At 74.2% G+C, this 11,525-nt stretch carries 9 protein-coding genes; all 9 read right to left on the minus strand.

From position 1 onward, the window contains the following. Window positions 1-989: enediyne biosynthesis protein (locus DZF91_RS34260; RefSeq protein WP_117361189.1), on the minus strand; the 989-nt coding region annotated here is incomplete at its 3' end. Beyond that, window positions 986-2,953, minus strand: coding sequence for a CRTAC1 family protein (locus tag DZF91_RS34265; protein ID WP_235834767.1), 1,968 nt, complete (start codon window positions 2,951-2,953; stop codon window positions 986-988). The genes DZF91_RS34265 and DZF91_RS34260, both read right to left, overlap by 4 nt. A 282-nt stretch (window positions 2,954-3,235) precedes the next feature. Further along, window positions 3,236-4,225, minus strand: a complete 990-nt coding sequence (locus DZF91_RS34270) for a DUF1702 family protein (RefSeq protein WP_235834768.1) — start codon at window positions 4,223-4,225, stop codon at window positions 3,236-3,238. A gap of 126 nt (window positions 4,226-4,351) precedes the next feature. Then, entirely contained in the window at window positions 4,352-5,476 is a 1,125-nt protein-coding gene (locus tag DZF91_RS34275; RefSeq protein ID WP_117361191.1) for a zinc-binding dehydrogenase, read from the minus strand. Continuing rightward, a complete protein-coding gene (locus DZF91_RS34280; protein WP_117361192.1) occupies window positions 5,476-5,772 on the minus strand; it encodes a putative quinol monooxygenase in 297 nt (98 codons plus the stop codon). Before DZF91_RS34280 ends, DZF91_RS34275 begins: the two co-directional genes overlap by 1 nt. Next, on the minus strand, window positions 5,769-6,449 hold the full coding sequence (locus DZF91_RS34285; protein ID WP_117361193.1) for a glycerol-3-phosphate responsive antiterminator: 681 nt from the start codon (window positions 6,447-6,449) through the stop codon (window positions 5,769-5,771). Before DZF91_RS34285 ends, DZF91_RS34280 begins: the two co-directional genes overlap by 4 nt. Before the next feature lie 34 nt (window positions 6,450-6,483). Next, a complete protein-coding gene (locus DZF91_RS34290) occupies window positions 6,484-8,040 on the minus strand; it encodes an FAD-binding oxidoreductase (RefSeq protein ID WP_117361194.1) in 1,557 nt (518 codons plus the stop codon). Further along, window positions 8,037-9,704, minus strand: coding sequence for a glycerol-3-phosphate dehydrogenase/oxidase (locus DZF91_RS34295; protein WP_199487092.1), 1,668 nt, complete (start codon window positions 9,702-9,704; stop codon window positions 8,037-8,039). The genes DZF91_RS34290 and DZF91_RS34295 overlap by 4 nt, the downstream gene beginning before the upstream one ends. A gap of 59 nt (window positions 9,705-9,763) precedes the next feature. Then, window positions 9,764-11,320, minus strand: coding sequence for an FGGY family carbohydrate kinase (locus tag DZF91_RS34300; protein ID WP_117361197.1), 1,557 nt, complete (start codon window positions 11,318-11,320; stop codon window positions 9,764-9,766). Window positions 11,321-11,525: the final 205 nt, after the last annotated feature.

The following is an 11,525-nucleotide window of genomic DNA, read 5'->3' on the forward strand; positions in this document are numbered from 1 at the left end:
GCCGTCCCCGCGGTCGTGCCGCCCGTCCCGGCGCCCGCGCCGGCCGCCGCGCGGGCACGCCGTCCGCGCAGGTGCGCCACCCACCAGCCCAGCCCCCGCAGGGCGCAGACGATCGTGGTGGCGTAGAACAGCGTGTAGGTCACGTTCGCGACCATCAGCACGCCGTACACCGTCGCGATCCCCGCCCCGAAGACGAACTGCTGGCGGGGCTTGGACGGCGTCGTGCCCGGGTCGGTGACCATGTAGTTGGTGAACAGGATGAACGCCACGCCGCTCATCGCGCCGAGGGCCGAGAACAGCGCGACGTCCCAGATCCAGTGCCGGACGAGCGCCTGGATCGCGAAGCCGCCCATCCATCCCATGATGAGCATCACGCGCCGCGTCAGCATCGCGTTGATGACGGTGCCGGCGGTGGCGATGACGACCGGGATCAGGATGCGGAACAGGCTGTTGGCGTACTCGGTGAACTGGTACGGCGGGGCGATGCTGACCCACGTCCCGAACAGCAGAAGCGTCAGCGTGATGCCGAAGTTGGACGGGTTCATGAAGTGCCGCCACCGGCCCGCGATCGGTGCCTTCAGCACGTGCTTCTGCCCGACCGACACGACGACCGCGAACATGATCGGCCACCACTTGTCGTTCGCGTACAGCAGCATGTTCGCGGCCAGGCTGGTGATGTGCGCGGGCAGCAGGAACTCGTACACCCCGCGCGGGCCGTTGCCCCGGAACCGGGGCGCGCGGCGCTCGGCCCACGCGCCGATGACCTCCAGGACGAGTTCGGTCGTGTAGCCGGTGGCGAGCGCCAGGAACGGCCACAGCCAGGGCTGCTCGAAGCCGAGCACGGTGTAGCCGAGGATGTTGAAGACGGTCAGCGAGATGGCGAAGTTGCGCAGCGCGGTGTAGCGCGGGTCGGCCTTGGCCGGGGCCGGCCTGGCGGCCTCCGGCGCGGGCGCCGGGGCGCTGCCCGCGGGCTGGACGGTGGTGGTCATCGCGTCGCGACCTCCTCGGCCGTGCGGTCCAGGGAAAGGGTGTGCGTGCCGGGGGTGAGGGTGAGCGTCTGCTCCTGCATCCGGCCGCCCGCGCACCACTGGAGGCGGACGCTGACCGGGCGGGAGTCCGCGCCGAGCCCGAAGTGCACCTGGAGGCTGCGCTTGCCGCTGTGCCCGCCGCCGCCGTCCAGCCGGGACACCTGGGTGCGGCCGTCGGCGGTGCGGATCTCGGCCTGCGCGCCGTACGCGGGCGTCCCGTAGCCGGTGAGGTTGCGGCCCGGCTTGGCGCCCGCGACCGGGCGGACCAGGTTCAGCTCCAGGTAGTTGCCGCGTCCGGGGCTGTTGTTGACGAAGAACGCGGGCGGCCCCCACTGCCGGGCGACGGCGAAGTCGAGCGTCCCGCCGCCGCGCGTGTCCCCGATCGCGATGCCGCGGGTCGGGATGCGCGCGTCCAGGCCGAGCTGCGAGGTGACGTTGACGAACTTGCCGGACGGCTTGGCGGTGCGCCGGGTGTAGAACGCCATCGGCTGGTCGCCCGCGACGTCGTCGCCGGGCCGGACGTGCGGCCACATCGCCGGGTTCGTGTACACCTGGTCGTTGGTCATGGCCATCTCCTGCAGCCACGGCCACCGGCTGATGTCGCCCTTGACGAACCCCTCGGCCTGGAGGATCTCCAGGTTGCCGTCGTTGCGGAAGTCGCCGGTCTTGACGTCCCAGCCCCAGCCCGTCCAGGCCAGGCCGTACTGCTCGGCCTTCTGGGCGAAGGGCGCGTCGCCGTCGGCCATCCGGCGGGCGGCGTCGGCCGGGTTCTTCGCCGTGTTGATCCAGGCGAAGTTGCTCTCCTCCAGGCCCCACGCGGAGGTGATGTTGCTGACCACCATGTCGAAGCGGCCCTTGTTGTCCAGGTCGCCGAAGTCGACGCCCATGCCCTTGAACGAGCTCTTGCCCATGACGAACGACTTGGGCGTGGTGGGCCCGCGCTTGCCCTTCGCCTCGGTGAAGCCGATCCGGCCGGGCGTGGAGGTGTTGTAGAGCAGGTGGTCCTTGCCGAAGTCGTTGGCGAGGTACAGCTCGGGCCGTCCGTCGCCGGTGAGGTCGGCGCTGGACGCGGCGAGCGTCCAGCCGGTCGCGGCCTTGGGCGGGATCGCGCCCTTCTCCTCCACGTACTGGACCGCCGGGCGGTCACCGGCCGTCGCGCCGTACCAGCGCAGGACGTGCGAGCCGCCGCCGTTCTTGGCGTTGGACATCGACGAGTTCATCGTCACGTTGTTCTGCGCGTGCGGGTTCAGCACGTCGGAGTCAGGAAAGTAGTTGCTGACCAGGATGTGGGGACGGCCGGTCCCGTCGTAGTCGGCGACGTTCACCGCGTCGGTGTTCCAGCGGGGGCCGTGGTAGCGGCCGTCCGGGGACTGGTTCGGGACGAGCTCGGCGGGCGCGTAGGCGGACGGCCCCGGGGCGGTCGCGCTCGCCTTGGCCAGGAACAGGATCGGCGTGCGGCCCCAGTAGTAGACCATCAGGTCCGTCCGGCCGTCCTGGTTGAAGTCACCGGGCGCGCAGCCCATGGGGGCCATGGACGCGTCCATCGGGAGCGGCGCGCCGGACAGGGTGAACGGGGCGAACCGGTCGGCGGCGGGCGCGGTCGGCGCGTACGTCACGACGACCTGGTCGCTGCGGGGGTCCACCAGGCACAGCGCGTCGGCGCGGCCCCGTCCCCACAGGTCGGTCATCGCGACCGCCGCGCCCACCGACGAGATCCACGACCGGATGTGCCGGTAGGCCGGGTTCACGTCGCGGACGGTGCGGTCGGGCCGGTAGCCGGCGGGCATGGCGATGGGCTGCTCGGCGAAGGAGTAGCGGGAGGCGATGCGCTCCCGCTCCGCTCCCGACGCCGTGGGCAGCCGGGCGGCGAAGTAGAGCACCAGGACCGCGGCCAGCACGACGGCGCCGGGGACCAGCCCTCTCATGCGGGCATTGGAGAATGACATCGTTTCCTTTTCCCTCGGGGGACGGGAGACCGGCGGTCGGGCGTCCGCCGGATGGACGCGGTGACATAGCGGAAGTCACTTCAGAATGGCTCGGTCATGCGAATGATCTTTTTGCCCGTGCCAATCTGCTCACAATCTTGGGCAGCAATTTCGCAAGGGTCTACTTCCAGTGTGCTGCGCGGCCGGAGGCACAGAAAAAGGCCCGGGGAAACGGTCGGTGCCGTTCCCCGGGCCGTCCGGGCAATCTGGAAGAAAGGGCGTTCAGCCGGTGACCGGCGCGGTTCCCACCGCGTCCCGCACCTTGCGCCGCCACAGCTCGTAGGCGGGCGCCGTCCCGGCGGCGGACGCGGGGACGGCCGTGGAGTCGGCGAGGTGGACGGCCCGCTCGACCGCCAGCCCGGCGAGGCGTTCGGCGGCGACGGCGGTGTGCTCGGGGACGAACCCCGAGTAGTGCCGGGCCTTGACCGCGAACACCGAGCCCTGGGCGAGTTCGGGCCAGTGGTCGCCCGCCTCGCGGCGCAGCGCGTCGAAGCCCGCGGCGCCGGTGGCGCCCGCGAAGGTGGCGGCGAGCCCGACGCCCGACCACAGGTCGGCGTGCCGTCCGGGCGCGAAGGCGCGCACGGCCGCCGCGACGTCGCCGGGGTTCCCGCCGTGGACGAACCAGAGGGCGCGTCCGATCCCCTGGTCCACCGCGCGCGGGAAGTAGTCGGCGTCCCCCTCCCACGGGTAGGGGGCGGGCCGCTCCTGCCGGTCCACCCAGCGGCGCGTCCGGAAGTAGGCGAGGTCGAAGCCGTAGCCGTCCACGGCGAGCCAGGACATCTCGGGGTAGTAGCCGCCGTCGGCGGGCAGGTCCGGCGCCACCTTGCGCCACAGGACGCGCGGCAGCCGCGCCATCGCGAACCCGATCCCGATGTAGGCGAGGAAGATGTGCGGACGGCCGGGCCCGAGCAGCAGCTCCCGGGTGCGGTTCCCGCGCCGGGGGCCCATCGCGTCCAGGACGGAGCAGGCCATCGTGGCCCCCTCGTAGGCGAACCCGCGCTGCTCGGCGTCCACCAGCGCGAGCCGGCGCTCCAGCTCCCACTGGCTCCGCGCGTCGATCCCCCACTCGAACCCGCAGACCACCGCCCGCGGGACGGCCTCCAACCGCTCGGTGGCGTCCGACGGCGTCACCGGGAACCCCCGCCCGGCGAAGCTCACCTTCTCCAGCGACGGCGCCAGCACCAGCCTGCGCAGCGAACCGATGACCGGCACGATCGCCTCCCTCTCCGCGACGGGTCCGTCACCCCATGCTGCGCCACCGTCCACCCGCCCGACATCTCCCTATTTGCCGGTTTCCGGCCCAGGAGGCTCCGTCCGCCGGGGCCGGGACGCGGCTGGCTACGGCAGGACCAGCTGGCGGACGGCGTGGCCTTCCGCCAGGGACTCCAGGGCGTGGTTGAGGTCGTCCAGCGGGAGCGAGCCGGTGTGCAGCAGGTCCACCGGCATACGGCCCGCGCGCCACAGGTCGATGAAGCGCGGGATGTCGCGGCGCGGCACGGCGTCGCCCATGTAGGACCCGAGCAGCGACTTGCCCTCCCCGGCGAACGCGAGCGCCTGGACGGCGTCCAGCGTCCGGTCCGGCGCGGGCAGCCCGACCGAGACGACCCGGCCGCCCCGGTCCACGGCGCGCAGCGCGCCCGCCATGACCGCGGCGCTGCCGACGGCCTCGACCGCGACGTCCGCGCCGCCGCCGGTGAGGTCGCGGATCGCGGCCTCCGCCTCGTCCGGGGCGAACGCGTGGTGCGCGCCGAGCCGCAGGGCGAGCTCGCGCTTGGCGGGCACCGGGTCCACGGCGACGACCGGGAAGGCCCCGGCGGCGACCGCGCCGAGCACCGCCGACAGGCCGACGCCGCCGAGCCCGAACACCGCGACCGACTGGCCCGGACGGACCGCCGCCGTGTTCACCACCGCGCCCGCCCCCGTGAGGACGGCGCAGCCGAACAGGGCAGCGACCTCGAACGGCACGTCGTCCGGGATCGGCACGGCCGACTCCTCGGCGACGACCGCGTGCTGCGCGAACGCCGAGACGCCCAGGTGGTGGTGGACGAGCTCCCCGGACGCGTCGCGCAGCAGCGACGGCCCGTGCAGCAGCGCGCCCGCGCCGTTGGCCGCCGCCGCCTTCCCGCACAGCGCCGGACGGCCCTCGTCGCAGCGCCTGCAGCGTCCGCAGCTCGGCACGAACACCAGGCAGACGTGCTGCCCCTCGGTCAGCCCGCGCACGCCCGGCCCGACCCGCTCGACGACGCCGACGGCCTCGTGGCCGAGCGCCATCGGCAGCGGACGGACCCGGTCGCCGTTCACCACCGACAGGTCGGAGTGGCACAGCCCCGCCGCCGCGATCCGGACGAGGACCTCTCCCCCGCGCGGCGCGCCGATCTCGATCTCCTCGATGCCCAGCGGGGCGCTCGCCGAGTAGGGACGGGGACGGGAGGTCTCGCGGAGGACGGCCGCCCTCGTCCGCATCACGCCTCCCCGCGCGGGCTCAGCCGGTACACCTCGCGGCTCTCCAGCCTCGGGACGATCTGCCCGAGCACGATCCGCTGGAAGTGCTCGGTCTCGCAGTGCGCCGTGAAGGCGTCCTCGGAGACGTACTCCTCGTACAGGACGACGAGCCGGTCGTCCTCGGTGCCGACGTGGGCGCGGTAGGCGAGGTTGCCGGGCTCCTTCCGGGACTCGCGGGCCATCTCGTCCAGCAGGGGCAGCAGGCCGTCCCGCTCACCCGGGCGGGCGAGGTAGCGGGCGACGACGACGAAACTCATGCGTTGCCTTTCTCGGTGGGGGCGGTCCCGGCCGCGCCCGCCGCTCCGGGGGAGCCGACGAGCTGCTCGCGGCGCAGCCGCCAGAGCCGGGGGTCGGAGGTGGCCACGGCCGACGCGCCGAGGGCGAGCGCGGCGGCGGCGTCGCGCTCGGTCTCCACGAAGCCGGCCGCGACGTAGGGGCTGAGCAGGCGCTTGGCCTCCGGGTCGAGCCGCGCCGCGATCGGCGCGGGCATCACCTCGACCAGGTCGGGCCGGCCGCGGGACACCGCGTCCAGGCTGCGCCGCAGGTTGGACCGGTCGGTGACGAACACCTTCATCATGGTGAGCAGGTCGAGCGAGTGGCCCTTCTCGACCAGCGACAGCCGGGTGCTCACCGCGCCCTGCGCGCCGCTGTCGCGCAGGAACTCCAGCGCGCCCCGGTCCTGGGCGAGACCGGGGCAGCTGTCCACGTTGACGAACACGGTCTTGCCCGCGCCGCGCAGGGCGGCGAGGACGCCCCCGAGCCGGCCGACCGCCACCGACGCCAGGATGCACACGTGCGCCGGGGACTCGGCGAAGTCGCGCACCCGTGGGGTGCCGACGACCGAGCCGATCACCGGCACCTCGTGCAGTGCCGCGGCGAGCCGGGGCAGCATCTGGTTGACGGCGGACGCGGCGGACGGCCTGCTGGAGTTCATGTTCTGCCCCCGTGGCGGGTGTGGGCCGGCACGCCTAGTGCAGCGGTGACGTGCCGAAACGGCTGGGAAGTCCCAGCTTGCCAGGGTTGAGGATGCCGGTGGGGTCCAGGGCGTCCTTGACGGCCCTGAACGTGGCGAAACCCGCGCCGAGCGCGTCCTCCAGGTACGGGCCGCGGAGCAGTCCGCAGCCGTGGTGGTGGCTGATCGCGCTGCCGTGCCGGATCAGGACGCCGTTGGCGGCGTCCCAGACGGCGCGGTACCAGTCGCGGCGCTTGTCCGGGTCCACGTCGCCGCGCAGCGAGAAGTAGACGCAGGCGCCGTCGGTGTAGGCGTGCGACTGGTGCGCGGACGCGGCGAGGGTGCCCGGAACGGCCTGGATCGCGGCGACGACGTCGTCGTAGACGGCCGGGAGGGCGGTCCAGGACGCGGCCATCTCCAGGGTGTCGGCGACGAAGCCCGGACCCGGCTTGAACCCGTCGGCGGACTTGCCGACCAGCATCCGCTCGTCCAGCCAGCGCTCGAACACGGCCTTGCCGTCCAGCTCGACGCCGCCGGTCTCGCGGCAGACGGCGTCGCTGATCCGCAGCCCGGCGTCGACGAGCTCGGGGTCGCCCTCGTCCGCGATGAGCAGCAGGTTGGTGTCCGGGTGGCCGAAGTGGACGCCGCTCTCCAGCTTGTCGTAGAGCCGCAGGACGGCGGGGGTCGCGCCGCGCTGGAGGATCTTGCGGCAGGCGTCCAGGCCCTCGGCGAACGTCTCGAACCCGAACGCGAGCGCGTTCGCGTACTCCGGCAGCGGGTGGACGCGCAGCCGCGCCGCGACGATCACGCCGAGCGTGCCCTCGGACCCGACGAAGAGCTGCCGCAGGTCGGGGCCGGTCGCGGCGCGCGGGTAGTCGCCGTAGGTGGCGCGGGTGCCGTCGGCGTGCACGACGTCCACGCCGAGCACCATGTCCTCGATCTTGCCGTAGCGGGTGGAGAGCTGCCCGGCGCCGCGGCAGGCGATCCAGCCGCCGACCGTGGAGATGGCGAACGCGGACGGCCAGTGCCCGGTCGTCGCCCCGAACTCCTCCTGCAACTGCTTCTCGAAGAGGTCGCCGAACATGCCCGCCTGGACGTCCACGATCAGCGACTCCTTGTCGAAGGAGGTGATCTGGTTCAGGCCGCACAGGTCCAGGACGACGCCGCCGAACACCGGCAGGGCCGCGCCCGTGACGTTGCTGCGCCCGGCGGACGGCGTGACCGGGACGCCGTGCTCGTGGCAGATCCGCAGGACGGCCGCGACCTGGTCGGCGTCGGCGGCCTCCACGACCACCGCGTCCGGGGTCGCGGGGCGCCCGTCGGTCTCGCCGATCATGGACCCGGCCCACCAGTCGCGGGTGCGGGCGACGACCTCGTCCCGCGCGGTGTGGACGGCCTTCGCCGCGCCGCGCAGGGCCTCGACGACCGCGTCCGGGACGGTCACGACCTCGCCCTGGAGGGCCGCCGGGCCGTCCCCGACCGGCGTCGTCTTCGCCCAGCGGGACGGGCTCGGCGCGCCGACCACGTAGTCGCCCCGGTTGAACGGGTGGGTGATCGTCTGACGGCTGATCATGCGGAGACTCCTTCGAGCAGGACGGACTTCTCGTGGGCGACGGCGGCGCGGTACTCCGCGACCTGCGCGTCGATCTGCTGGGGGGTGAGGCCGAGTTCGGCGCCGAGCAGCTCGCCGACGGCCTGGGCGGCCTCGGCGGACGCGTCCCGGCCGAACAGCCGGGCGCGGGTGCGGCGGGACAGCACGTCGTCCACCGACCGGGCCAGCTCGCAGCGCGCCGCGTAGACGACCTCGGCCCTGGTGTAGGGCATCCCGGGGACGACGGGCTCGGCGAGCGAGGCGTCCTCGGCGATCAGGTCGTGCACGAACCGGGCCTCGGTGCCGTACCGCTCGCCCAGGTGCGCGGCGATCCCGCCGGACGCGGCGACGGCCTCGGCGTCGTAGCCCGCGCCGCCGAGCAGCGGCAGGTTCACGGTGCGGCTGCGGCCCTTGCGGCCCAGGACCTTCATCACCTCGTCCACGACCAGCTCGCCCATGTGGCGGCTGGTGGTGAGCTTGCCGCCGGTGACGGTGACCATGCCGCCCCGGCCGACCGTGATCCGGTGGTCGCGGCTCATGTCGAGCGTCGCGCCCTCCTTGCCGCCGACCAGCGGACGCAGCCCGGCGATGCTGCCGAGCACGTCGTCCGGGGTGAGCCGCACGTCGAACGCCGTGTTCGCGCCCTCCAGGAGGAAGTCCATCTCCTCCTTGGTGCACAGGACGTCCTCCAGCGACCCCCGGTAGTCCTCGTCGGTGGTGCCGAGGACGACGGCGTCGCCCCAGCGGGTGCAGGTCGCGCGGCGGGCCCGTCCGGGGATCGGGACGGTCACGGTGCAGTCGATGCGCAGCTTGCTCCACGGCACCACGATGTGGACGCCCTTGGCGGGCCTGACCTGGGGGTCGCGGCCCGGCTCGGCCATCGCGTCCAGGGCGTCGCTCCACACGCCGGTCGCGTTCACCACGGCCGCGGCGCGGACGTCGAACTCCTCGCCGTCCGCCGCGACCCGCGCGCCGGTCACCCGTCCGGACGCGTCCGTCGTGACGTTCTCGACCTTCGTCCCGTTCAGGACGGTCGCGCCGAGCGCCGCCGCCGTCCGGACGATCGTCAGCGTCAGCCGGGCGTCGTCGGCGCGGCTGTCGAAGTACAGCAGGCCGCCGGTGAGCTGCTCGGCGCGCAGCGTCGGCGCGTGCGCGAGCACCTCGTTCACGGTCAGCCGCTGGTGCAGCCGGCCGATCCGCCAGCCGCCGAGCAGGTCGTAGGTCCACAGCAGGCCCTCGAACGCCTTGGCCAGCCGCGGGTCGAACACGCCGTCCCGCTTGAGCAGCGGGAACAGGAACGGGAGGCGGTGCACCAGGTGCGGCGCGTTCTTCCGGAACCGCTGCCGCTCCAGCAGCGAGTGCCGGACGAGTCCCAGGTTGCCCTGCTCGATGTAGCGGAGCCCGCCGTGCACCATCTTGGACGACTTCGACGACGTGCCCGACGCGAAGTCGTCCTTCTCGACCAGCGCGACCCGCAGGCCCCGGGACACGGCGTCCAGCGCGGTGTACGCGCCGGTCACGCCGCCGCCGACCACCAGCAGGTCGAAGGACTCGTCGGCCAGCCGGCGCAGCGCGGACGCGCGGTCCAGCGCCAGCGGGCGGGCTCGGGTGGCCGCCGCCTTCCGGCTCGGCCTGCGGGCGGGCATGGTGATCACGACATCAACTCCTGGGTGGTTCACGGGTGCCGGGACGCTCGGGAGGCGCGTCAGCCGGTCTGGTGCTCGCCGGCGGCCCCGGCGAGGCGCGGCGCGAGGACGGCCCGCCACGCGGCCCGCCTCCCGTCGCGCTCCGCCGGGCCGAGCGCCGGTTCGAAGACGCGGCCGACCGGCTGCGCCTCCACGATGGTCCGCAGGGACGGCCAGAGGCCCTGCCGGGCCCCGGCCAGGTAGGCGGTGCCGCGCAGGCTCGCGGTCGCCGAGTCGGCGTCGCGCTCCAGCGGCAGCCCGATGAGGTCGGCCTGGATCTGCATCAGCGTGTCGCTGCCCGCGACGCCGCCGCCGACCCGGATGCGGCGCAGCGGCGCGCCGGTGGTGGCGGTCACGCCGTCCACCAGGTCGCACACCGAGTGCGCGATGCCCTCCAGGACCGCGCGCGCGAGCTCGGCGCGGCCGGTCGCGAGGGTCAGCCCGGACAGCGCGGCCGTCGCGCGCGGGCTCCAGCGCGGGGTGCGGACCCCGGCGAGGGCGGGCACGAACCACGCCCCGCCGGACGAGTCCGCCCGGGCGGCCAGCGCGCTGATCTCCGCCGGGGTCTGGAAGAACCCCAGGTCCTCGCAGAACCAGCGGAGCGCCGAGCCGGTCGTGGAGCAGTACGCCTCCAGGCTGAACTGCGTGGTGTCGCCCTCGCGCCGTCCGACGTGCGCGAGGACGCCGTCCGCGCCGGGGACGGGCGGGTAGACCTCGGTGCCGGTGGCGGCGTCGGCGAACGTGCCGGTGCCGTACATGCACATGGCGTCGCCCGCCTCCAGGCCGCCGAGCGCGATCAGGGCGGCGTGCTGGTCGCCCATGGACGCGGCGATCGGCACGGCGAGGCCGAGGACGCCCTCGTCGGTCACGCCGAGGACCTCGTCGTCGGAGCGCAGCCCGGGCAGCAGCCGGGCGGGGAACCCGAGCCGTTCGATCCAGTCGGTGTGCCAGGCGTGCTCGCGCAGCAGGTAGCCGCCGGTGGAGCAGGCGTTGGTGGGGGTCGTGGCGTACGCCGTCCCGCCGGTGAGGTTCCAGGCGAGCCAGGTGTCGACCGTGCCGAACAGCAGGCGGCCGTCCTCGGCGGCGTCGCGGACGCGCGGGTTCCCGGCGATCTGCCGCGCCGCCCAGTAGAACGGCGAGCGGCTGCCGACCGGACGGCCCGTCCGGGCGAGCAGGTCGGCGTCCCAGTCGGCCTCGAAGGCGAGCAGGTCGCCGGCGTGCCGGCGGTCCTGCCAGACGACGGCCGGGGCGAGCGGGCGGCCGGTCGCGCGGTCCCAGAGGACGGCGGTGGCGCGCTGCGTGGACAGCGCCACGGCCGTGACCTCGACGCCGTCCGCGTGCGCGGCGGCCAGGGCCTCCCGGCAGACCGCCAGGGTGGCGGTCCAGATCTCGGCGGCGTCCTGCTCCACCGAGTCGTGGTCGGGGTGGTCCACGCCGATCGGCCGGTAGACGACGTGCGCCACCGAGCCGTCCTGCCGGACGACGCCCGCCCGGGTCCCGGTGGTGCCCTCGTCGACGGCCAGCACGCCCGGACGCCGCGGCGCGCGGCCCTGGACGGGGGTGGTGCTCGGCGACATCGTGCGGACCCCTCCTTCGTGGGGTGGGGCCGCCGGTCCGGACGGACCGGCGGGTCTGACGGATCAGTTCTGTGCTGGGGGGACCGCGCCCACGACCGGGCAATACCCAACTCTTCGGAGGTGTGCGCGGGTCCGGAGCGGTCCCGGGGCGCCCGCGCGGGCGGTCCGGCGGGTGGGCCGGACGGGCTGCGCCCGCGCGGGCACC

The organism is Actinomadura logoneensis, from assembly GCF_003428695.1.
Classification (GTDB): Bacteria; Actinomycetota; Actinomycetes; order Streptosporangiales; family Streptosporangiaceae; genus Spirillospora; species Spirillospora logoneensis.

Excerpts from the sequence above, each read along its gene's own strand:
- DZF91_RS34265 (WP_235834767.1), bottom strand. The coding sequence starts at position 2,953 with ATGAGAGGGCTGGTCCCCGGCGCCGTCGTGCTGGCCGCGGTCCTGGTG.
- DZF91_RS34275 (WP_117361191.1), bottom strand. The coding sequence starts at position 5,476 with ATGCGGACGAGGGCGGCCGTCCTCCGCGAGACCTCCCGTCCCCGTCCC.
- DZF91_RS34280 (WP_117361192.1), bottom strand. The coding sequence starts at position 5,772 with ATGAGTTTCGTCGTCGTCGCCCGCTACCTCGCCCGCCCGGGTGAGCGG.
- DZF91_RS34285 (WP_117361193.1), bottom strand. The coding sequence starts at position 6,449 with ATGAACTCCAGCAGGCCGTCCGCCGCGTCCGCCGTCAACCAGATGCTG.
- DZF91_RS34290 (WP_117361194.1), bottom strand. The coding sequence starts at position 8,040 with ATGATCAGCCGTCAGACGATCACCCACCCGTTCAACCGGGGCGACTAC.
- DZF91_RS34295 (WP_199487092.1), bottom strand. The coding sequence starts at position 9,704 with ATGCCCGCCCGCAGGCCGAGCCGGAAGGCGGCGGCCACCCGAGCCCGC.
- DZF91_RS34300 (WP_117361197.1), bottom strand. The coding sequence starts at position 11,320 with ATGTCGCCGAGCACCACCCCCGTCCAGGGCCGCGCGCCGCGGCGTCCG.